This is a genomic window from Bradyrhizobium sp. Cp5.3 (assembly GCF_000426265.1).
GTDB lineage: Bacteria > Pseudomonadota > Alphaproteobacteria > Rhizobiales > Xanthobacteraceae > Bradyrhizobium > Bradyrhizobium neotropicale.
Genome location: NZ_KE384515.1, coordinates 36,142 through 56,860 on the forward strand (window position 1 = coordinate 36,142; position 20,719 = coordinate 56,860).

The following is a 20,719-nucleotide window of genomic DNA, read 5'->3' on the forward strand; positions in this document are numbered from 1 at the left end:
GCGACAACTGGTCAGATCGAGATGGCTCCGACAGCCAGCCCATAGATCCCGGCGCACGCGGCTATGGCGATCGCCCCGAACAGGACGGACTCGACAGGCTTGAAGAGTCTCTCCTTGCGCTCGCGCTTGGCGATCAGGAACAGCACTGTTCCGGGTGCATAGAGGATCGCGGACAGCAGGAGAAATTTTGGCCCGCCGGCATAAATCATGCCGGCTGCATAGAGCGTCGCAACGGCCGCGCCGATTCCATCGGTGGTGCGGGCGCGCTCGCCGGGATCATAGGCCTCGCCGGTCGATGCGAGCTTCAAGCCGTACGCGGCGACGAGAAAGTACGGGACCAGCGTCATTGCGCTGGTCATCTTCAGGGCGAGCGTGAAGGCATATTCGGCGAACCAGCTCACGATGAGAAACGTCTGTATCACGCAGTTGGTGAGCCAGAGCGCGCCGACAGGGACCTTGCGCGCGTTCTCGCTGGCGAGAAAGGCGGGCATGGTGCGCTGGATCGCCGCCGAGTGCAGGATCTCGGCCGCTAGCAAGGACCACGACAAATAGTTGCCGAGGATCGAGATCAGCAAGGCCACGCTGATGAACACATTGCCCCAGCGGCCGACCATCGCTTCCATCACGCCCGCCATCGACGGCGTCGGCAGATCCGCAAGTTCACGTCGCGGCACGACGCCATAGGACAACAGAGTCACGAGCACGAGAAGGCAGAGGACGGTCAGAAAGCCGGTGACCGTCGCGATGCCGATGTCGGCGCGATTCCTCGCGTAGCGCGAATACACGCTCGCGCCCTCGATGCCGACGAAGACGAACACGGTAAGCAGCATCGTGCTGCGGACCTGGCTCAACACGTCCCGGACGTCCGGCTGCTCCGTTCCCCAGAAATTCGCGGAGAATAGCCCGCCGTTCAGGGCGATCGCGGCCACGACAATGAACAGCACGATCGGGATGATTTTTGCGAAAGTCGTGGCCGTGTTGAGCGCGGCCGCGCCCTTGATGCCGCGCAGCACCAGAACATGCACGCTCCACAGCAGCAGTGACGCCGAAGCGATCGCGGTCGGCGTCGTGCCGTCGCCGAAAATGGGGAAAAATTGCCCGAGCGTGGCCTTGATCAAAATGAGGCAGGCGACGTCGGCGAGGCAACAGCCGATCCAATAGCCGGCGGCGGACGCAAAGCCGATATAGTCACCGAAGCCGGCCTTGGCGTAGGCGTAAATGCCGGCATCGAGCTCTGGCTTGCGCCGGGACAGCGACTGGAACACGAAGGCCAGCGTCAGCATGCCGGTGCCCGCAATCATCCAGGCGATGATCGCACCGAGAGCGCCGGTGGTTCGTCCGAACTGGGCCGGCAATGCAAAGATGCCGGAGCCGACCATCGATCCGATCACAAGCGCAATCAGTGCGTTGCGCGAAAGTCTCTGATCGGCCTCGTTCGCCGAAGCAGCCATGATGGATGGCCTTCCAATCCGAGGCGGCCGCACATCCGGCCGACCCCGGCGAAGACCTTAGAGGTCCGCCCCGCGGGCGCACATCAGGGTTTCTCTGTAGGCAGCAGGGCAGGAAATCGGCGGGCGCGCGGGGCCTCAGGGCTTTGGAAGCGATGCGGTCGCGCTGTCCTCGTTCGCGCAGCGGGAGGCGGATACCGCACTCTGCGCGACAAGAACGAAACTGCCACGGAAGAATTCGCCGGACTTGGCAAGCTCGGCGGCGAGGCGCCTGGCATGCTGGACAGCTGCGTCCTGCCCGGCGTATTCGCATCCGATCCCGTCGGCCGAGAGGCCGTATTTGTCGGCGATGTGGAAGAAAAAGCGCATGCCTGCCGAATAGGCCGGCCCGCGACCGCCCTCCAGTGACAAAGGTGTAAGGTGCCTCAGCCAAAGGGCGTAGGGCGCTGAGAAGGTTACCGGCTTGCGGATTGGTAACGCGATGCTGCGGCCGCTCGGGCGCCGCCGGCGACTGCATCTGAAGAGGGTGGTTTTCACCGCGCGAGTTCGGGTGATTGTCCTATGTTCCCTCACGGGCGGGCAGCCTAGCGTGGCCTCGCAGGGCGGGCACCAGAGGAGGCAAGCGATGTCGAATTACGATCACAATTTGACGGCCGCGGATACCGCCAGCCGCCAGATCGCGGTGGACGCCGGACTGCGCGACTACATGCTGCGAATCTACACCTACATGGCCTCAGGCGTAGGCTTGACCGCCGTCGTCGCCGGGGTGACTTATCAAGTCATGGGTCCTGCACTGCTGCAGAGCCCGCTGATGTGGGTTTTCATCCTGGCGCCGCTCGCGCTGGTGTTCTTCATCGGCACGCGCATCAACACGCTGTCGGTGTCGACGGCGCGGCTGGTGTTCTTCCTTTATGCAGCACTGGTCGGCATATCGCTCTCGATATTGCTGCACATCTATACCAGCTCGTCGATCACCCGCGTCTTCTTCATCGCAGCCGCGACGTTCGGGGCGCTCAGTCTCCTCGGCTACACCACCCGGCGCGACCTCTCGGGATTTGGCACCTTCCTGTTCATGGGCCTGATCGGAATCATCATTGCGAGCTTGGTCAACCTGTTCCTGCAGTCGACCGGGCTGGACTGGCTGATCTCGATCGTGGGCGTCGGCGTGTTTGCGGGACTTACAGCCTACGATACGCAGCGGATCAAGGCGATGTACGACAGCACGGATGACCACACCACAGCAGGCCGCAAGTCGGTCATTGCCGCGCTGTCGCTCTATCTCAATTTCCTCAACCTGTTCCTGATGCTGCTGCGTCTTGCAGGCGGCCGCCGCTGAGACCGGAGGTGCGGCGGCTCACGCCGCCGGCCGCTCCACCGCGCTGGCGAGTGCGTCGCGCAGCATCTTTTCCTTGGTCTCATCAAACGATGTCTTGAGCACGACGCCGCCGGCGTCCTTGATCTCGTTGATCACCTTGTCTGCGGTCATGTGCTTGATCAGGACGAAAAGGGCCGCGCTGCCGGGCTGGAGGCTGGCTGACAGGCTCTTCATGAAGGAATCGTCGATGCCGAAGTCCGTCAGCGCGCCGCCCAGCGCACCCGACGCCGCGCCCACGGCGACCCCGAGAATCGGATTGAGAAAGAGGACACCGATGAGGAGGCCCCAGAAGCTTCCTGTCATCGCGCCCATGGCGGTCGTGTTGACGAGCTGATTGAGCTTGATGCCGCCCTGATCCGTTTTCACGGCGATCACGGCGTCGCTGATCGTGATCAGATATTCCTTCTGCAGCTTGAGCAATCGCTGGCGTACTTCTTCTGCTTTCGCCTCGGACGGATATACGATCGCGACCAGATCGGACATGGAGACCTCCCGTTGGGTCGAGAAAAGGCGGATCGGAACATTCTCTCGCTGACGGTACCGAGCAAGCGGCACTTCCGCGATCGGAGGAAACCCTTGGCCGTCGCGGATGAATGTCCCAATGCACGAATGCGCAGAAATCCCTTGGTTCCACGGGCTCGGTCGAGGTGTCCTCAATTCACCGCCAACATCAATGCGGCGAGCAGCAACGCCACGACGAGCAGGGAGATGCCCGCCATGGGCCACTGACGAAGGACGTCGTCACTTCGTTCGACAAGCCTGCCGAATTCAATACCGGCGCGCCGCAACGGACGGGCTGCGCTCGCGAGCGCCTTCCAGGTCGTTGAAGATGCGAGCGGATGCGGCCAGGGACTGAGCAGAATCGCCAGCACCGCGCCCCCGAGGACAGGCAACAGCAGTTTGGAGAGCGATTCGATGCCGAAGACCTTCGGTGCCGTAGCAAACGGAACGGGCAGATACGGGTCCCAAGGCACGAGGCCGAGCAAAAGCGAGCAGAGCGCCAGGGCAAGCGCCGCCAGGTCCTGATTGCGCGATGCCGGACCTGTCACGGCAATTGACACGTCCGAAGCCGCCAGCGCGTGCGCCAGAACCAGCACGACATAAGCGGCCGTAAACATCCCGCCCGCCTGGAGCACGACCGCCCACCACCACTGCCCGCTCTCCTCTGCTGCCTGGAGCAACAGATCCTTCGCAAGGGAAGCACCACTCGGAGGTACGCCCATCAGCGCGATTCCTCCCAGCGCAAAGGCCAGCAAGCTCATAGGCCGTGCTCGCGCGATGCCGCGCAACTCCGTGATGCGATCGTGACCCAGTGCCACGTAGATCGATCCGACGGCCATGAACATCGCCGCTTTTGCGGTGGCATGGGAGACAGCCTGCAGCAGACCGCCTGCCAAGGCTTCGTCACTCTCGAGCCTCCCCGAGGCATCGAATGCAAGTGGGAACATCAAGAAGAGATATCCGATCTGCGCCAATGTCGAATACGCGATGAGGAGCTTCAAGCGTTCTTGCCACAGAGCGACAACGCTCCCGAATACGATTGCTGCCGTTCCCAGCGTCGCGAGCAATTGCGTGGCGGCGAAGCCGGGCAAGGCGGGCATAACGTTGAACCAGAGCCGTATGATGATGAAGAAGGATCCCTTCACGACCAGGCCAGACAAGATCGCGCTCGCCGCCGCCGGTGCACCGGCGTGAGCGGGCGGCAGCCAAAGATGCAGCGGAAAGAGCGCGGTCTTGGCGAGAAGACCCGTTGTCATCAATGCCGCCGCGACGAGTGCGGCCGCCTCCGCACTGACGCGCCGCGACAACAGCACGATGTCAAGTGTGCCGTAGAGACCATAGAGCAGTGCCGTACCCAGCAAGTAGAGAACGGAACCGAGCAGCGCGAAGATCAGATATCGCAGCGCTGCTCGCAGCGTCTCGGCGCGGCCATCGAGCGAGACCAGCGGCACGGCGGCAAACGTCAGCAGTTCGAGGGCAACATAGAGCGTGAAGAGGTCCCCGCCGATGAAGATCGTGTTCAACGCCCCCCAGATCGCCAGCAGCAGGACCCAGAATGCGAACGGCGCGCGTGTTTCGGCTGCCGCTGGACAAAAATCGGTCGTGGCAAAAACGGCAATCGCTGAGATTACGAGTGCCGTCGTCGCGAGCATCACAGCTGACAAGCCGTCCCCGCGCAGCGCCACACCCAGCGGCGGCGGCCAGGCGCCGAGCAGGTAGACGAGGGGGCCATCGCTCTGCGGGAGGATCGCGAGGGTGGCTGCGGCAATCGCCAATCCAAGCGGAACGACTGCGAACGCGACCAGCCGGACGTAACGGTCGCCGAGAACGAAGGCCAGCAAAACGCCTGACACCGGGACCACGATCGATAGCACCAGCAGGAAACCGCCCGTAGTTGTTGCCGCCTCCAGTGCTGTGGGATGGAGTAGCATCAGTCACCGGATGGATCGGGGCCAGCCCCCGTAGGTGCGCCACTGCGCAGCGTCGTGGAGCCAGCGGTCTGGAACAACCGCAGCAACAAGGCGATCGCCAAAGCCGTCGCAGAAAACGCGACGACGACGCCGGTAATCACCAGAGCCTGTGGCACCGGATCATTGCCAAAGCCCGCTGCCGCGCCCCGCCGTCCTATGATTCCGAACAGAAGGAATACGCCGCTGCCCAGCAGGTTGAATGCGATGATCTTGCGAAGCGGCTGCGGATTTGTAATCAGGCCATATAGCCCAAGCCCGACCGCGGCGGCAGCGCACAATCCGAATACCGTCACGCTGCTCATCGTTGCTCGCTCCGTTCCGGTGCGCCGGCGAGCAGCAGGCCAAGCGTTGCCGCGATCGTCAGGATCATGGCGACCTCGATACCGAGAATCAGGGGCTTGGCTAGCGCGAGCGGATAGGCAAGGAACGCCGGACCAAGACAAAGCCCTCCGATGCCAACGACAAGGAACAGGCCAGGTCCGGCCACCAGGATGAACCGTAGCCGCCGACTGCTCACCGGTGGCGTGTCCGTCAATCCGGCCATGACGACGAGAAGCCACATGGACGCGAGAATCGCGCCACCCTGAAAAGCTCCGCCGGGGTGGTCGGCTCCCGTCCAAAAGATATAGATGCCGACGACGATACCGACTGACGGCAACAGGCGCGCAAGAAAGGCGAGAACGCCATGGGGATCGGCCTCGTGGCGCGGCCCCGGACGGCCTCCCCAGGCCGGGTCCGACGCAAGCGACCAAACACCGACGATGGCCAGCAGGAGCACGACTTTCTCGAGCATGGTATCCATCGCGCGGAATGCCATGAGCACGTTGGTCACGGGGTTGGCCAGTCCTGTCGCCCATGCTTTCGCGACGGCGGCCGGAGCAAGCGTTGGTGCCGGATCGGGCAGGAGCAATATCGCGGCGGCGAGTGCCGCCGCGATCAACGAGGACAGTGCGGCCGCGCACAGGCGCACCAACTTGCACGGCGTTTCCACGGCTGTCGGATCGGCATTCCGCAGCCGTGCGGCTGCGCCCAACAGCAGTACGCCACCCAAGCCTCCGCCAATTGCGGCCTCCGTCAGCGCGACATCGACGGCGTCGAGACGCACCCAGATCAGCGCGACCAGCAATCCGTAGGCAACGAAACCGACCGTTGCCGAATAGGTTTCGGGGACGGCGATAGTCCAGATGGCGAGGCCCAGTACCACGGCGGCGAGCACGATCTCGAAGACCGTCGCGATGCTCATGGTGCCGGCCCGCCTTGACGCGCGGTGCGTGCGATCAGTTGGGAGACCGTCGCGCCCGCGAGGAGTCCGAGCAGCCAGATGCTGATCAATTTCAACCCGCCGCGGAGACTCCCTGCTTGCGGCAGCAGCCCAAGCACGACAAGACCCAGGCCGAGATTGTCCGCTTTGGTGAGTGCGTGCAGACGAGTAAGCGTATTGGGGAAGCGAAGCAGGCCGACGGTGCCGGCCAGAAAGAAGAACGCGCCGGCCGACACTGCCACAATCGTCATCATGTCGCGTGCGAGGCTCATTTGTCCTCCGTTGATCCGGCTCCATCGGCTTCGAAGCGGGAAAGCCCCTTCTTGACGAACGCGATGGACGCGAAGGTGGCGAGGAGTGCCAAAGTCAACGCCACGTCGATTGCAGCGGGTACGCCCGCTATGGTGCCGAGCAGAAGCAGTACGGCAATACCTGCGGTCCCGATCAGCTGCGCGGCCATCATGCGGTCAGCGTCTCCCGGACCACGGAGGATCGACACGAGCCCTAGAGCCAGCATTGCCAGAATGAAACCGACTGCGGCAGTGAGGAACTCAGTCATTGTAGAGCGCTCGGATCAAGGCCGCTTCCTCTGCAGCAAGCTCTGTCATCACCGGCTGTTCAATGTCGAGGCAGTGATAGATGAGGTGATCGTTCTCCTCTCCGGTTGGCACAGTGCCGGGCAGCAGGCTGGTGAGCGTTGCGAACACGTTGCGACGTACGCCGCGTGAAAGACGGGTTGGATAGGCCGCAAATCCCGGCCGCAGGGGCAATCGAGGATCGAGCGCGCGCCTTGCGACGTCTGCTCCGGCAACGACGGAGTGGTACAGGAAAAGCAACGTCAGTCGAGCGATGGCGCGAGGTGAGCGCCGCGAGGTGCTGGGCTCCAGCAGGTACAAGCTAGTCCAGGTCGCTGCGACAACGGCGGCTGCGGCGGCAGGAATATCTCCGAAATTGGCGCCAGCTAGCACGAGCCAGAGGCACAGGAACCACGCCGCTCGGAAAGTCGCGCTCGCCCACAATGACCCCATGGATCTCCCACTCCATTTCCAGGGACGGGACTATCTCGCGCCTGGCGCTCAGCGCAAATTCCGTGGTCAGCTCCGCCGATGACATAAGGCATCATCTGCGCGCGGCTGGCATTGCCTCGCGGCATCGCTTCACTTGAAGATCGAACCGTGCGCTTTCGATGTGACCGGGGATATCGGGTGATTGCCTGATCACGCATCGGGAATCCCCTGAGCGGCTGACCACGATTGCATCCGGCCGCACTGGGTAGATTTACTGATGTCTGCGCCCGCCCCCTTCGGTAAAAATACCCGGGACGATACCGGGAAACTGTAATCTCCGGAAAGGCTCACCTGCCTGGCAACGTGTCCGGAACGCGGAGGGGCTGACGATGATTATGCGCGGCAGGCGAAGGCCGTCTCGACAGCTCTCGATATTGGCACTTGCCGCAGCGGCAACCTCGCTGCTGCTGGCAGCCTGTGGAAGGGAGGCCGAAACGAACGCCGCACCTTCGCCACGCCCGGTTCGGACCGCGACTATCGAGAAGCGCGAGTCGTCAACGCCGCTGACGTTTACAGGCCGGATCGAAGCCGAGGACGAAGTGAGTCTCGCGTTCCGGATTTCCGGACGCGTCCACGAAAATGCGACCAAGATTGGCGATCGGGTCAAGGCCGGGCAGGTGCTGGCGCGACTGGAGTCCCAAAACGAACTCAACACGCTGCGGCAGGCGCAGGCGGCACTTGCGGCTGCTCAGGGCCAGTTGACGCAGGCCCGCAATCATTTCGATCGCCAGGAGACATTGCTGGCACAGGGATGGACCACGCGCGCCAACTACGATGCCGCAACTCAGGCCCGACAGACCGCGCAGTCGCAGGTGGACGCCGCCGAGGCGCAACTCAACTCGGCGCATGATCTCGTCAGTTTCACCGAGCTCATGGCCGACGCGCCGGGTGTGATCACCGCGACGGGCCCAAGCGCTGGCGAAGTCGTCCAGGCCGGGCAGATGATAGCCAAGATCGCCCGGCAGGACGGCCGCGATGCCGTCTTTGATGTTCCCGCTCAACTGATCCGATCCGGGTCGGTTGATCCGAAGGTCACAGTCAATCTGGTGGATGATTCGAAAATAGCAGCTCAAGGACGGATCCGGGAGGTCGCTGCGCAAGCCAGCCCCGTCACCCGGACCTTCGAGGTGAAGGTCGGGTTGACGGACCCTCCCGTGGCGATGCGACTTGGTGCGACCGTTGTGGGGCGGGTCGAAACCAATGCCGGACCGATGATCGACATTCCGTCAACGGCCCTGACCAAGATGAATCAACAGCCGGCCGTCTGGATTGTCGATCCATCGACCAGCACGGTGTCGATCCGCAATGTTGATGTGTTGCGGTTCGATGAGGCGCAAGCGACTATCTCCCAGGGACTGGATACCGGCGAAGTCATCGTCACAGCGGGAGTCCAGACACTTCATCCGGGACAGAAAGTCCGCGTGCTCGGGTCGACGCCATGATCGGAGCGAACCTTTCCGATTGGGCCCTCAAGCACCGCTCGCTCGTCGTCTACATGATGATCGTTGCGGTGGTTGCGGGCGCGCTGTCCTATTTCCGGCTTGGCCGGAACGAGGATCCCGCCTTCATCATCAAGACCATGGTCGTCCAGGCGGCTTGGCCGGGCGCATCCGTGGACGAGACGATGAAGCAGGTAACGGAGCGGCTCGAACGCCAGCTTCAGGAAACGCCTCATCTGGACTTTCTGCGCAGCTTCACCCGGGCAGGCGTTACGACCATCTTTGTCAACTTGAAGGGGAGTGCCAGCGCCAAGGAGGTCTCCGACACCTGGTATGAGGTTCGAAAGACGGTTGGCGACATGAGGCACACGTTGCCCGCGGGAGTTATCGGACCCGGCTTCAACGATGATTTCGGCGATACGTTCGGCATCATCTATGGCTTTACCAGCGACGGCTTTACACAGCGCGAACTGCGTGACCGCGTCGAGGATATCCGCTCCAGGCTGCTCTTGGTGCCCGACGTGTCGAAGATCGAGCTGCTGGGAGCGCAAGACGAGGTGATCTTCGTCGAATTCTCCAAGCAGCAGCTCGCGACTCTCGGGATAGACCGGTCGGCTCTGATCGGTGCACTGCAGGCGCAAAACATCGTGCGTCCGGCCGGAACGATTGAGACCGGTTCCGAAAGCATTTCGCTTCGGGTGTCGGGAGGTTTTTCGTCCGAGCAAGATATCGCCAACATCAACTTTGCCGCCGGCGGGAAAATGCTCCGGCTGAGCGATATCGCCCGGGTACGACGCGGTTACGCCGACCCGCCCCAGCCGATGTTCCGCGTCAACGGCCAGCCGGCAATCGGGCTTGCGATTGCAATGCGGGAAGGCGGCGACATTCTCGCGCTCGGCGCAAACATCAAGAATGTGATGGCGCAGATCACGGCAGACCTGCCGATCGGGATCGAGCCGAGCCTCGTCGCAGATCAATCCGTCGTCGTGCGCACGGCGATCGGCGAGTTCATGACGTCGCTGCTGCAGGCGATCGCGATCATACTCGCCGTGAGCTTCATCAGTCTCGGCGTTCGTCCCGGCCTCATTATCGCGCTCGCCATACCATTGACCCTCGCGATCGTGTTTCCGGTCATGGAGATCGCCCGCATCGATATGCAGCGAATATCCCTGGGCGCATTGATCATCGCCCTTGCATTGCTCGTCGACGACGCGATGACGACCACGGACGCGACGCTCACCCGTCTGGCGCAGGGCGCCAGCAAGGTCGAGGCGGCGACCTACGCTTTCCAGACCCACGCCTTCGCCATGCTCGCGGGGACGCTGGTGACGATCGCCGGGTTCATTCCGGTCGGGTTTGCGGCCAGCTCGGCGGGCGAATATACGTTCTCGCTGTTTGCCGTGGTCGCCATCGCGCTGCTCGTGTCCTGGTTCGTCGCGGTCATCTTCACGCCGTTGCTCGGAGCCGTCATTCTGGCTCCGCCAAAGCAGAAGAGCGACGATGCTCCCGGGAGGATCTACCGCCTCTATCGGAGTTTCCTCACATTTGCGATGCGCGCAAAATGGCTGACGATTCTTGTTTCGCTGGCACTCTTTATTGCATCTCTTCTCGCGCTGCCTCTCATCCCGCGCCAGTTCTTTCCGTCGTCCGATCGACCGGAGCTGCTCGTCGATCTTAGTCTGCCGCAGAATTCATCCATCTATGCAACCGAAACGGCCGCCAAGCGCCTGGACGCGAAGTTGACCGGCGATCCGGATATCGCGCACTGGAGCAGTTATGTGGGGCGCGGCGCAATTCGCTTCTATCTGCCGCTCAACGTCCAGCTGCCCAACGATTTCTTCATGCAGGCGGTTGTCGTTGCAAAGGATGTTGCGGCCCGCGAGCGGTTGCATGCGAAGCTGGATAAATTCCTGGCAGAGGAGTTTCCGGACGCCATTTCATCTGTTTCTCCACTCGAGCTCGGGCCGCCGGTTGGCTGGCCGGTGCAGTATCGGGTCAGCGGTCCCGACATAGGGCGAGTGCGTGAAATTGCGCTCAAGGTCGCGCAGATCGTTTCCGGTTATCCCGGGGCCAAGCAGGTGAATTTCGACTGGATGGAGCCCGACCGCCAGGTGCGCGTTCGCGTCGACCAGGATGAAGCGCGCCTTCTCGGATTGAGTTCGCAGGCGATAGCCAGCGTCCTGAACACGGTCATATCGGGCACCCCGGTCACCCAGGTTCGCGACGATATCTATCTGGTCAACGTCGTGGCACGCGCAACCGACGAACAGCGTGTCTCGATCGCCACGCTCCGCACCTTGCAGGTGCCGCTGCCGAGCGGACAGACGGTCCCGCTCAACCAGTTTGCATCCTTCGAGTATGCACAGGAATTTCCCCTGATCTGGCGGCGTGACCGCGTTCCAACTCTCACGGTCCAGGCTGCCATCGCCGGCGACACTCTGCCGGAAGCGGTGGTGGGCGCGCTCTCGCCTGCCATCGAGGATCTGAAAAAGACCCTGCCAGCATCGTACAATGTAGTTGTCGGCGGCACGGTGGAAGAGAGCAGGAGGTCGCAAGCGTCCGTTCTGGCCGTGGTGCCCATGATGCTATTCGTCATGTTCACGGTTCTCATGATTCAGCTGCAGAGCTTCCCGCGATTGTTCATGGTCGTGAGCGTGGCGCCGCTCGGTCTGATCGGCGTGATTGCGGCGCTGATGCTGTCCGGCAGACCATTGGGGTTCGTTGCCATCCTCGGCGTTCTGGCGCTGCTCGGCATGATCAGCAAGAACGCGGTGATCCTGATTGGCCAGATCGAAGCCGAGCGCGCGCAAGGAAAGGAAGCCTGGGAGGCCGCGGTGGACGCCAGCAGTTCTCGCTTCCGTCCGATCATGCTGACGGCCGTGTCGACCGTTCTCGGCATGATCCCCATCGCCCCGACAGTGTTCTGGGGACCGATGGCCTTTGCGATCATGGGCGGCTTGTTGGTCGCGACCGTTCTGACCCTGGTCTTCCTGCCTACATTGTATGTGGCCTGGTTCGGAGGAAAAGAGCGTACCGACGCACGCGCTGCATCCGGCCAGGCGTGATGGCGGGGGCGTGCGGGGGATTCCCGATCCTCGACTAGGTAATCACCCGATATTCCGGGCCATTCCGCAGGCGCATGGTTCAAAGCGCGGGACGAGCTGACTGGTCGAGATGTTGCTCTCCGCTTGTGGATCGAGGCCTTTCCATGACTGGGACGTCATCGCCCCAAAAGCTTTCATTGTTTGCACTGACGGCAATGGTGGTCGGCTCCATGGTCGGCTCGGGTATTTTTTCGCTGCCGCGAACGTTCGGCATCGCAACCGGCCCGTTCGGCGCCATCTTCGCCTGGTGCATCGCAGGCGGCGGCATGTACACGATGGCGCGCGTGTTTCAGTCTCTGGCCGAGCGAAAACCGGATCTCGACGCCGGTGTCTATGCCTATGCGAAGGCAGGTTTTGGCGATTATCCCGGCTTCCTGTCGGCGCTTGGCTACTGGACGGGCAGCTGCATCGGTAACGTTTCCTACTGGGTCCTCATCAAATCGACGTTGGGTGCGTTCTTTCCCGTGTTTGGTGACGGCAATACGGTCATCGCGATCATCGTTGCCTCGATCGGGATCTGGCTGTTCCATTTCATGATCCTGCGTGGCGTGCAACAGGCCGCGGCGATCAACACCGTCGTCACCATCGCTAAGATCGTGCCGATCCTGATCTTCATCGGCATCCTGATCTTCGCCTTCAAGGCCGACCTGTTCCGCGCCAACTTCTGGGGCGGCGAGGGTATGCCGGACAAGAGTCTCTTCGAGCAGATCCGCGCGACCATGCTGGTCACGGTGTTCGTGTTTCTCGGGATCGAGGGGGCCAGCGTCTATTCCCGCTATGCCAAGGAGCGATCCGACGTCGGTGCCGCGACGATCCTGGGCTTCGTGACCGTCACGAGCCTGATGGTGCTCGTCACCATGCTGCCCTATGCCGTACTGCCGCGCGCGGAGATCGCCGACATGCGACAGCCGTCGATGGCGACGGTGCTGGAGGCAGTGGTCGGACATTGGGGCGCCGTCTTCGTCAGCATCGGACTTCTGATCTCGGTGCTAGGCGCCTATCTCGCCTGGTCGCTGATCTGCGCCGAGGTGCTCTCCGCCGCCGGACGGACCAGGGACATGCCGCGCGTGTTCGGCACCGAAAACGCCAACAAGGTGCCGGCTGCCGCGCTCTGGCTGACCAATATCGTCGTACAGCTGTTCGTCATCAGCACCTATTGGTCCCGGGATGCCTTCGCCTTTATGCTCAATCTGACGAGCGTCATGAATCTCATTCCGTTTTTCCTGGTCGCCGCCTACGGGTTCTTGCTGGTCAAGCGAGGCGAGACCTATGAAAAGCGCCCGGACGAGCGCAGACGCGACCTGATCTTTACCGGCATCGCCGTCATCTACACGCTCTTCCTGATCTATGCGGCCGGGATGAAATACCTGCTATTGGCCGCAATCCTCTATGCCCCCGGCACAGCGCTGTATCTCTGGGCGCGCCTCGAACAGAAGGCGAAGATATTCACTCCGATCGAGTGGGTCATCTTCATCGTGGCCGCGATCGGCGCAGTGGTCGGGGTTCATGGATTGGCCACCGGCTACATCACCATCTAGGTAAGACCATCGAGCAAGGCATCTCCCATGACGACAAAGCAGACGTCGGAAGCCCCGATACCGTTCGGTGTTCATTCGGAAGTCGGCCAGCTGCGCAAGGTGATGGTCTGCGCGCCGGGTCGCGCGCATCAGCGCCTCACGCCCTCGAACTGCGACACCTTGCTGTTCGACGACGTGCTGTGGGTCGACAACGCCAAGCGCGATCATTTCGATTTCGTGCAGAAGATGCGCGACCGCGGCATCGACGTGGTCGAGATGCACAATCTGCTCGCCGACACCGTGGCCATTCCGGAGGCGAAGAAGTGGATTCTCGACAATCAGGTGGTTCCCAATCAGGTCGGGCTCGGCCTGATCGACGAGCTGCGCGGTTATCTTGAAAGTCTCAAGCCGCGTGAGCTGGCGGAGACCCTGATCGGCGGATTGTCGACCCACGATTTCCCCGAAGCACACGGCGGTGAGACGCTCAGGCTGATCCGCGAGGCGGCGGGCATGACCGAATATCTGCTGCCGCCGCTTCCGAACACGCTGTACACGCGGGACACCACCTGCTGGATCTATGGCGGCGTGACGCTGAATTCGCTGTTCTGGCCGGCGCGCCACGAAGAGCCGATCCTTGCCACGGCCATCTACAAGTTTCATCCGGATTTCGCCGGCAAGGTCAATGTCTGGTGGGGCGATCCAACGCAGGATCACGGCCTCGCCACGCTGGAAGGCGGCGACGTGATGCCGATCGGCAAGGGCAACGTCCTGATCGGATTGAGCGAGCGCACGTCGCGACAGGCAATCAGCCAGCTTGCCGCGACCCTGTTCAGGAAGAAGGCGGCCGAGCGCGTGATCGTGGCCGCCATGCCCAAGCTCCGCGCGGCGATGCATCTCGATACCGTCTTCACCTTCGCCGACCGGGATTGCGTGCTGATCTATCCTGATATCGTCAACAGTATCACCGCATTTTCCTATCGGCCGGCCGACAATTCCTCTGGCATCGAGCTGCGCAAGGACGAGAAGCCCTTCGTGGACGTCGTCAAGGAAGCGCTTGGCCTGAAGAAGCTCCGCGTCGTGGAAACCGGCGGAAGCGCCTATTTGCGCGAGCGGACCCAGTGGGACAGCGGTGCGAACCTCGTCTGCGCCTCTCCCGGCGTCGTGTTCGCTTATGACCGCAACACCTACGCCAACACGCTGCTGCGCAAGGAGGGCATCGAGGTGATCACCATCGTCGGCGCGGAACTCGGACGAGGTCGCGGCGGCGGTCACTGCATGACATGCCCGATCACCAGGGACGCGGTCGATTACTAAGTGTCTCGGCGGAACCCCGGGGCCTTTACGAAACGCCGATTGATCGCATCAACCAGTGATTTAGAACAAGAACATTAACACGCCATAATCGCCGCGCAGCCTCGAGCGAATCCCGGTGTGCGTAGCAGCATCGGAGGGGGCGCGATGCGAGGGTCTGGATTTCTTCTGCCGATCGTCGGCTTGCTCGGCGCGGGTACGGCCGGGGCGGCCGACGTTGATCTCACCGAGTTCAAGACGACCGCGAGCGTCCCGCCATATTACTCCGCTCGGTCGTATTCCGCTTCGTCCTGGAGCGTCGTCGGCTCCATCTCGCCGACCTTCACCGACAATGCCCTCTTCACCCGCGACAACCGCAGGCCGGATGTCTACTACGAGCCCGACGTGAGCGTCAGGCTGGACGGAAACCTCACCAATGATCTGTCATACCGGCTCTATGCGCGGGCCCAGTACGAAGCCTTTTCGAGAGAGAAGAACAGCAACTTCTCTGTCGCGCGCATGGGCGCGCGTTTGACAGAGAATTGGGACGGCTGGCGCTTCTCCGCCATCTATGAACACCGATATGATTTCGACGGTATCTACCGCGACGTCGCCTTCGTCTCCGATGACGTGATGGGCTCGGTGGCGCGCGACTTCCACGTCAACAACGCGGCATTTTCGCCGCTATTGCTCCTGACCTATCGATTCTCCGATCTGCCGGAAGCGCGCCGCTGGCGCTTTGACGCCGTGCTCGGGATCGAAGTCAAGCTCGATCCCAGATGGTCGATCGTGAGCACGCCGCTGTTCGAGGCCTACTGGTTTACCGACGGGCTCAATACCGGCCGTCGCGATCAGCTCTATTCGGTCGACCTGGGGCTGAAGTATAATTTCGCCAGCAACGTGTCGCTCACGACCACCGTACTTTACGAGGCGCGGACGTCGAACGTTCCGCTGCGGCGATACAGGGACCTTCGTATCGGCCCTCGCCTGGACTTCGCCTTTTGAGAGGTGCCTGAAAGATGCCAGCAAGACGCCTCTTGATGCTGACGTGCATCGTCATCGGAAGTATGGCGGCATCCGTCGCGCTGGCCGATCCGCGCGATGCGGTCGATCGTGGTCAGCGTCTGGATACCGATGCGCTGCGGGACGATGCCGCAACGCATCGTCTGCGGCAGCCATCTCATCCTCTCGATATTGCACCGCATCGGCCCGCACCAAACGCGAAGGCGACAAAGAAGAAGTCGGGCATGAGCAGCAGCCGCTAGCCCGGTCGGGCGTGTCGACGGCTGCAATGAGTTGCCAATAGCGCCGCTGATACGCGATCGACGCGTGCCGAGCAGAAGTGCAACCTCGTTGGCTCAATCGTCCTGTGGAATCCGAATTGTGTTTTTAGTCTTTGTTACATCAGATTTGAGCGTCGCCGGCGTGGCACAAACTGCATATCGGGCGTCGCCGGAGTGCGCCTCACGAATTCGAGATTTTATTTGCGCAATATTACTACCTGATGGTGTGGGCGTGTCGCGGGGTGTATGATTGGTCAGCCCCAGAGGCGCGCGTCTTCCGGATCCGGTGGTGGATGTCTCGCCGGCGGGGTGGGGAGGGGACTCTCGATATTGTCATCGTCACCAATATCGGGCGTCGCCGGAATAGAGTGAGTGCGTACCGTGAAGCCACGTGGCTCTCCCGCCAGCGTGTCCGATCGAACCAGTCTCGGGAACTGGCTGCGAATAGGTTCGCAAGACACGATCGACGGACTCTATTGGATGTGTTCGGCGGATCTTCTCTTCGCCGTGCGCCCGTCCTTCCGCGGACACTTCGCCTTTGAAGGGATCAATCCGGCATTCGAGTCTCGGCTCGGCCTGTCGTCGGAAGACATCCGCGACATCGATATCTTTGATTGCATGAGTGGGGACGACGCCAGATCAATCTGCGAGGCGCTTCGGGCGGGCCTTGCGGAAGGCGCAGAGGTCAGGATCCGTCAGCGTCTCGCCCTGGGCGGTCCGGCCCGGGCGATGGAAACGACGGTGACGCCGATCGTGGACCCTGTGATCGGCTCGGTGGTCCGGTTGATCGGCTGTCACCGAGAAATGCGCAACACCCTCTTCGAGAACACGGCCAAAGGGGGCGAAGGGCTCGATACCAACCTCGGCCTGGCGTCCATTCAGGAGGGAATCCAGCAACGTATCGCCTCCGATCTCCACGATTCCACCTGTCAGCATCTGATTGCCGCCAGCCTTGGCCTGATGCGGATTCGAAGCAGCCTGGGCGATCCAGCCTCGGCCGAGCGCCTCTGCGATGACATCGATGCGTCGATCGATGAAGCCCTCCGGGAACTCCGCGCTTTTGCCTATCTCTTGCACCCACGGAATCTCGCGGGCGAGGGATTGAAGGCCACGATCGAGCGGTACGCCGAGGGATTCTCGGCGCGCACGTCGCTGCGCGTGACCGTCGACATCGTGCCGGATGTCGATCGGCTGCCGTATGAGACGAAGCGCTCGCTGCTGCGTGTCGTTCAGGAAGCCCTGACGAACGTGTTCCGTCATGCGAAGGCGACGGAGGTGGCTATCGCCTTCGAAATCGCCGACGGCCGTTTCCAGCTGACGATCAGCGACAATGGACGCGGCCTTCCCGCCCCCGGCAAGCGCGGCACTAAGGCTGCGTCGATCGGGGTCGGAATTCCCGCGATGCGGGCGAGACTGTGCGAAATCGGGGGTACGCTCGACATTCGGTCAGATCGCACGGCGCCGCATACCGGCACCGTATTGTGCGCCGTGTTTCCGCATTCTCTCGCGGCGAACCGGCGCAATCGGCGCAGGACCACGACGGTCATGAGGGCCAATGCAGGCACACAGTCAGCGAAAGAACACTAGCCCGCGGCGGCAGGCCGAAAGGTGGCCGAACAGCGGCGAAGAATTTGGAGTGTGCTGCCATGAAACGAATTCTCATAGCCGACGATCACGAAGCGGTGCGGTCAGGCTTGCGGGCGGTGCTCGAGCAGCGGGCGGACTGGGAGGTGGTGGCCGAGGCCACTGACGGCGGCAAGGCCGTCGCCGCGGCGATCGAGAGCCGGCCTCACGTCGCCATCCTCGACTTCTCGATGCCGCGCATGACCGGCGTGGAGGTGGCGCGGCGGATCAGGGACTATCCGCTGCAGACCGAGGTCCTGATTTTCACGGTGCACAATTCGGGGCTGATCGCGCAGCAGGCATTTGAGGCCGGGGCGCGCGCATTCCTGGTCAAGTCGGACGCGAACAAGTTGCTGCTTGCGGCGGTCGAGGCGCTGCTGCTGCACCGGCCGTTCTGCACGCAAAGCTGTGTGACCGAATTCGATAGCGGGTCGCGCGCCGACGGCGAGAGGCACCATGAGCTCACGGCCCGCGAGCAGCTCGTGGTCAAGCTGGTCGCCGAGGGCTACAGCAACAAGGGCATCAGCGCGATCCTCGACCTCAGCGTCAAGACGACCGAGGCACATCGGGCGGCTGCAATGCGTAAGCTGGAGGTGAACTCGACGGCGGGCTTGGTCCGATACGCAATCCGGGCGGGATTGGTCGAGGCCTGAACGGTGACATCGGCGGGCCGCGGGGCGTCAGTACCTTCGCCGGGATTTCTCAGGGTTTTGTTGGATAACCCTTCCCGCCGGGCGCCGTATGATCGGCCGAATTTGCGGCCGGTCACCGCCGTTGTCCGCCCGGTCGGGCGGGGGCCGGCAAACGGGAACGACGCCGTGAAACGCATCTTGATTGCGGATGATCATGAAATCGTGCGTTCCGGGCTTCGCGCGATCGTTGAAACGCGCTCCAACTGGATCGTGAGCGGAGAGGCGACCAATGGCGAGCAGGCGGTCGCGCTGGCGCTCGAGACCAGACCGGACATCATGATCGTCGACTACTCGATGCCGATCATGAACGGTCTGGAGGTCAGCCGCCGCCTCAAGGCGCTGCACGTGAAAACCGAAGTGCTGATCCTCACGATGCACGAAAGCGAGGAGCTCCTCACGGAGGCCATCCTGGCCGGGATCCGCGGCTTCCTGTTCAAGTCCGATGCCCGCAAGCATCTGATCTCCGCCGTCGAAGCCTTGCTCGACGGCAGGCCCTACTTCACCAGCGTGCTGCTGGAGAAGCTTCTCCACGACTACCAGGCGAACAAGCAGAACCGGGCCGACATGCTGCTGACCTCGCGCGAGCAGAGCGTGGTCCAGCTGATCGCGGAGGGCCACACCAACAGGTCGATCAGCGCGATCCTGAAGCTGAGCGTGAAGACCGTCGAGACCCACCGCGCCTCCGCCATGCGCAAGCTCAGGATGTCGTCTACCGCCGAGCTGGTTCGCTATGCCGTACGCAAGAAGCTGGTTTCGCCGTAGCGGATGCTTAGCGCAACGAAGCATCCCCTTCTTGCACAATGATGGCAATGGAACTCGGTATTGCGATGGCTGTTCCATCCATAGGCGCGAAGATCGGGAGAATCGCATGGGCGATGGAGCAGACTATTTCGCAAAACTGCTGGGGCGCGCCGCCATGGAGGTGTGGGGCGACATGCCCCGCGATATCCAGGAGGCGCTGTTCGAGGCCGCCATGAAGGGGCGAGACACCGAGCGCGAAGATCTCGCGCGGCTGCTGCACGAGCGCCATCCGCGCACGCTGCATCCGGCGAGACCGGGTTGACAGGGGAGATCATTATACCGCGCTGACTTGCCAGCATCCAGGAACGTTTGCAGAGGCACCCGGTTGGAAATCTGTGCGCGGGCCAACGCTGACCAAGATGCGAATGAGCGCCGCGCTCAACTGGTTCAACGACGTGAGTTGTCAGCGTGAGCGACATGAATATCGGAAAATGGTACGATCCGATCACACAGCGATGGATTGTACCGCGCGAAGCGAATCCAATCGCGATCTTCTCGCAAGCGAACACTGAGAAGGGAATGGACCGCCACGAGAGTGCGGAGGCTCAGCGCATCTGGGAGCTGCTGGTCGATTGCTGTGGGCGCGGATAACGCGCCTGAAATTCCCAGCGATTGGCCGGAAGGCTATCGCGAGGTCGGGCACAGGATGTGCCCTGATATCACCGCCCGCGGGCGAGATTGACCGCGGCCTCTACCGCGTCCTCCAGGATCTCCTCCGACAATTGTCTGTCATTGACCGCGCGCGACAATTGCAGCGCACCGACCATGGTCGCGTAGATCGCGATCGCCTTGCGTCGTCGCTCGCCTGACGAGCCCTGCCGGATCTGCGCTGCCATCAGTGCGATGATATCCGAAATCTTTCCGGTGAAGGCGTCGCGCGTCGTCTTCGGATGCCGTGCGACCTCGGCGACGAGCGCCGCGGTCGGGCAGCCGGTGCCGGCGCGGTCACGATGGCGCGGCGAGAGGTATTCGCGGATCGTCGTCACGAGCTCGACACCATTTTCGAGATTGTCCTTGTGGCGCTCTTCGCGCCGGGACAGCGCGTCGAGCAGGACCTCGCGCACCAGATCCTCTTTGGACTCAAAGTGGGTGTAGAAGGCGCCATTGGTCAGGCCGGCCTCCGACATGATCCCGGCGAGGCCGACCGCCGCGATGCCGCTCTCGTGAAACTGTGCGGAGGCGACGTCCAGGATGTGACGGCGCGTCTCGTCCTTATGTCCCTTCTCGTAGCGCACCAATTGTTGCCTCCTGCCAACCGGCCGCGAGCCCGGCCACAAAATCGTGAGGGTTGACCCATTGCATTACGATCATAATAATGAATTATGAGCATAATGCAATGGGGCGGCCG

At 62.3% G+C, this 20,719-nt stretch carries 22 protein-coding genes; 12 read left to right on the plus strand and 10 right to left on the minus strand.

Going from position 1 to position 20,719, the window contains the following annotated elements; translation table 11 throughout:
- Window positions 1-11 precede the first annotated feature (11 nt).
- Window positions 12-1,451, minus strand: a complete 1,440-nt coding sequence (locus K289_RS0141060; protein WP_027556581.1) for a basic amino acid/polyamine antiporter — start codon at window positions 1,449-1,451, stop codon at window positions 12-14.
- A 135-nt stretch (window positions 1,452-1,586) separates the two neighbouring features.
- Window positions 1,587-1,985 (minus strand): hypothetical protein, encoded by a 399-nt coding sequence (locus K289_RS52785; protein WP_245284160.1) that lies wholly within the window; start codon window positions 1,983-1,985, stop codon window positions 1,587-1,589.
- 88 nt (window positions 1,986-2,073) lie between these two features.
- Between K289_RS52785 and K289_RS0141070 the strand changes: the two genes are divergently transcribed.
- Window positions 2,074-2,784 (plus strand): Bax inhibitor-1/YccA family protein, encoded by a 711-nt coding sequence (locus K289_RS0141070; protein ID WP_027556583.1) that lies wholly within the window; start codon window positions 2,074-2,076, stop codon window positions 2,782-2,784.
- An 18-nt stretch (window positions 2,785-2,802) separates the two neighbouring features.
- Here the strand turns inward: K289_RS0141070 and K289_RS0141075 are convergent, their stop codons facing one another.
- From K289_RS0141075 to K289_RS47410, 7 genes are all read right to left on the minus strand, one after another.
- Window positions 2,803-3,306, minus strand: a complete 504-nt coding sequence (locus K289_RS0141075) for a DUF1269 domain-containing protein (protein ID WP_027556584.1) — start codon at window positions 3,304-3,306, stop codon at window positions 2,803-2,805.
- Between the two features lie 170 nt (window positions 3,307-3,476).
- The gene (locus K289_RS0141080; RefSeq protein WP_035688214.1) at window positions 3,477-5,255 is read right to left on the minus strand and encodes a complex I subunit 5 family protein; all 1,779 of its coding nucleotides are present in this window, start codon (window positions 5,253-5,255) and stop codon (window positions 3,477-3,479) included.
- Window positions 5,255-5,596: an NADH-quinone oxidoreductase subunit K gene (locus tag K289_RS0141085; RefSeq protein ID WP_027556586.1), complete on the minus strand. Its 342-nt coding sequence runs from the start codon at window positions 5,594-5,596 to the stop codon at window positions 5,255-5,257. Before K289_RS0141085 ends, K289_RS0141080 begins: the two co-directional genes overlap by 1 nt.
- Window positions 5,593-6,537 carry a hydrogenase subunit MbhD domain-containing protein gene (locus tag K289_RS0141090; protein WP_027556587.1) on the minus strand — a complete coding sequence of 315 codons (945 nt, stop codon included), beginning with the start codon at window positions 6,535-6,537 and terminating at the stop codon, window positions 5,593-5,595. The genes K289_RS0141085 and K289_RS0141090 overlap by 4 nt, the downstream gene beginning before the upstream one ends.
- Entirely contained in the window at window positions 6,534-6,827 is a 294-nt protein-coding gene (locus K289_RS0141095) for a monovalent cation/H(+) antiporter subunit G (protein WP_027556588.1), read from the minus strand. Before K289_RS0141095 ends, K289_RS0141090 begins: the two co-directional genes overlap by 4 nt.
- On the minus strand, window positions 6,824-7,114 hold the full coding sequence (locus tag K289_RS0141100; RefSeq protein ID WP_027556589.1) for a monovalent cation/H+ antiporter complex subunit F: 291 nt from the start codon (window positions 7,112-7,114) through the stop codon (window positions 6,824-6,826). The genes K289_RS0141095 and K289_RS0141100 overlap by 4 nt, the downstream gene beginning before the upstream one ends.
- Window positions 7,107-7,583, minus strand: a complete 477-nt coding sequence (locus K289_RS47410) for a Na+/H+ antiporter subunit E (protein ID WP_035688221.1) — start codon at window positions 7,581-7,583, stop codon at window positions 7,107-7,109. Before K289_RS47410 ends, K289_RS0141100 begins: the two co-directional genes overlap by 8 nt.
- A 374-nt stretch (window positions 7,584-7,957) precedes the next feature.
- On the opposite strand from K289_RS47410, the gene K289_RS0141110 reads away from it, so the two are divergent.
- The 11 genes from K289_RS0141110 to K289_RS51345 all read left to right on the plus strand — a co-directional run bounded on the left by K289_RS0141110 (window position 7,958) and on the right by K289_RS51345 (window position 19,962).
- Window positions 7,958-9,064, plus strand: a complete 1,107-nt coding sequence (locus K289_RS0141110) for an efflux RND transporter periplasmic adaptor subunit (RefSeq protein WP_027556590.1) — start codon at window positions 7,958-7,960, stop codon at window positions 9,062-9,064.
- A complete protein-coding gene (locus tag K289_RS0141115) occupies window positions 9,061-12,126 on the plus strand; it encodes an efflux RND transporter permease subunit (protein WP_027556591.1) in 3,066 nt (1,021 codons plus the stop codon). Before K289_RS0141110 ends, K289_RS0141115 begins: the two co-directional genes overlap by 4 nt.
- Window positions 12,127-12,269: 143 nt before the next feature.
- Window positions 12,270-13,703: a basic amino acid/polyamine antiporter gene (locus tag K289_RS0141120; protein WP_027556592.1), complete on the plus strand. Its 1,434-nt coding sequence runs from the start codon at window positions 12,270-12,272 to the stop codon at window positions 13,701-13,703.
- 27 nt (window positions 13,704-13,730) lie between these two features.
- A complete protein-coding gene (arcA, locus tag K289_RS0141125; RefSeq protein WP_027556593.1) occupies window positions 13,731-14,996 on the plus strand; it encodes an arginine deiminase in 1,266 nt (421 codons plus the stop codon).
- 144 nt (window positions 14,997-15,140) lie between these two features.
- On the plus strand, window positions 15,141-15,977 hold the full coding sequence (locus K289_RS0141130) for an outer membrane beta-barrel protein (RefSeq protein WP_027556594.1): 837 nt from the start codon (window positions 15,141-15,143) through the stop codon (window positions 15,975-15,977).
- A 35-nt stretch (window positions 15,978-16,012) separates the two neighbouring features.
- On the plus strand, window positions 16,013-16,237 hold the full coding sequence (locus tag K289_RS0141135) for a hypothetical protein (RefSeq protein ID WP_035688223.1): 225 nt from the start codon (window positions 16,013-16,015) through the stop codon (window positions 16,235-16,237).
- A gap of 498 nt (window positions 16,238-16,735) precedes the next feature.
- Window positions 16,736-17,842 (plus strand): ATP-binding protein, encoded by a 1,107-nt coding sequence (locus K289_RS0141140; protein WP_245284161.1) that lies wholly within the window; start codon window positions 16,736-16,738, stop codon window positions 17,840-17,842.
- 59 nt (window positions 17,843-17,901) lie between these two features.
- Window positions 17,902-18,531 carry a response regulator transcription factor gene (locus K289_RS0141145; protein WP_027556597.1) on the plus strand — a complete coding sequence of 210 codons (630 nt, stop codon included), beginning with the start codon at window positions 17,902-17,904 and terminating at the stop codon, window positions 18,529-18,531.
- A gap of 165 nt (window positions 18,532-18,696) precedes the next feature.
- Entirely contained in the window at window positions 18,697-19,332 is a 636-nt protein-coding gene (locus K289_RS0141150; RefSeq protein WP_027556598.1) for a response regulator transcription factor, read from the plus strand.
- A gap of 106 nt (window positions 19,333-19,438) precedes the next feature.
- Complete coding sequence (locus K289_RS0141155) at window positions 19,439-19,633, plus strand: hypothetical protein (protein ID WP_027556599.1); 195 nt, start codon at window positions 19,439-19,441, stop codon at window positions 19,631-19,633.
- Window positions 19,634-19,779: 146 nt separating this feature from the next.
- Window positions 19,780-19,962: a hypothetical protein gene (locus K289_RS51345; protein WP_156918479.1), complete on the plus strand. Its 183-nt coding sequence runs from the start codon at window positions 19,780-19,782 to the stop codon at window positions 19,960-19,962.
- Window positions 19,963-20,030: 68 nt separating this feature from the next.
- On the opposite strand, the gene K289_RS0141165 is transcribed toward K289_RS51345, so the two are convergent.
- Window positions 20,031-20,606: a TetR family transcriptional regulator gene (locus K289_RS0141165; protein WP_035688229.1), complete on the minus strand. Its 576-nt coding sequence runs from the start codon at window positions 20,604-20,606 to the stop codon at window positions 20,031-20,033.
- Between the last annotated feature and the right edge of the window lie 113 nt (window positions 20,607-20,719).

What these genes read in the sequence shown, in the direction of transcription:
- K289_RS0141110 (WP_027556590.1), top strand. Translation starts at nt 7,958, where the DNA reads ATGCGCGGCAGGCGAAGGCCGTCTCGACAGCTCTCGATATTGGCACTT.
- K289_RS0141075 (WP_027556584.1), bottom strand. Translation starts at nt 3,306, where the DNA reads ATGTCCGATCTGGTCGCGATCGTATATCCGTCCGAGGCGAAAGCAGAA.
- K289_RS0141080 (WP_035688214.1), bottom strand. Translation starts at nt 5,255, where the DNA reads ATGCTACTCCATCCCACAGCACTGGAGGCGGCAACAACTACGGGCGGT.
- K289_RS0141060 (WP_027556581.1), bottom strand. Translation starts at nt 1,451, where the DNA reads ATGGCTGCTTCGGCGAACGAGGCCGATCAGAGACTTTCGCGCAACGCA.
- K289_RS0141085 (WP_027556586.1), bottom strand. Translation starts at nt 5,596, where the DNA reads ATGAGCAGCGTGACGGTATTCGGATTGTGCGCTGCCGCCGCGGTCGGG.
- K289_RS0141135 (WP_035688223.1), top strand. Translation starts at nt 16,013, where the DNA reads ATGCTGACGTGCATCGTCATCGGAAGTATGGCGGCATCCGTCGCGCTG.
- K289_RS0141090 (WP_027556587.1), bottom strand. Translation starts at nt 6,537, where the DNA reads ATGAGCATCGCGACGGTCTTCGAGATCGTGCTCGCCGCCGTGGTACTG.
- K289_RS0141155 (WP_027556599.1), top strand. Translation starts at nt 19,439, where the DNA reads ATGGGCGATGGAGCAGACTATTTCGCAAAACTGCTGGGGCGCGCCGCC.
- K289_RS0141130 (WP_027556594.1), top strand. Translation starts at nt 15,141, where the DNA reads ATGCGAGGGTCTGGATTTCTTCTGCCGATCGTCGGCTTGCTCGGCGCG.
- arcA (WP_027556593.1), top strand. Translation starts at nt 13,731, where the DNA reads ATGACGACAAAGCAGACGTCGGAAGCCCCGATACCGTTCGGTGTTCAT.
- K289_RS47410 (WP_035688221.1), bottom strand. Translation starts at nt 7,583, where the DNA reads ATGGGGTCATTGTGGGCGAGCGCGACTTTCCGAGCGGCGTGGTTCCTG.
- K289_RS0141100 (WP_027556589.1), bottom strand. Translation starts at nt 7,114, where the DNA reads ATGACTGAGTTCCTCACTGCCGCAGTCGGTTTCATTCTGGCAATGCTG.
- K289_RS0141120 (WP_027556592.1), top strand. Translation starts at nt 12,270, where the DNA reads ATGACTGGGACGTCATCGCCCCAAAAGCTTTCATTGTTTGCACTGACG.
- K289_RS0141095 (WP_027556588.1), bottom strand. Translation starts at nt 6,827, where the DNA reads ATGAGCCTCGCACGCGACATGATGACGATTGTGGCAGTGTCGGCCGGC.
- K289_RS0141070 (WP_027556583.1), top strand. Translation starts at nt 2,074, where the DNA reads ATGTCGAATTACGATCACAATTTGACGGCCGCGGATACCGCCAGCCGC.
- K289_RS0141145 (WP_027556597.1), top strand. Translation starts at nt 17,902, where the DNA reads ATGAAACGAATTCTCATAGCCGACGATCACGAAGCGGTGCGGTCAGGC.
- K289_RS0141140 (WP_245284161.1), top strand. Translation starts at nt 16,736, where the DNA reads ATGTGTTCGGCGGATCTTCTCTTCGCCGTGCGCCCGTCCTTCCGCGGA.
- K289_RS0141115 (WP_027556591.1), top strand. Translation starts at nt 9,061, where the DNA reads ATGATCGGAGCGAACCTTTCCGATTGGGCCCTCAAGCACCGCTCGCTC.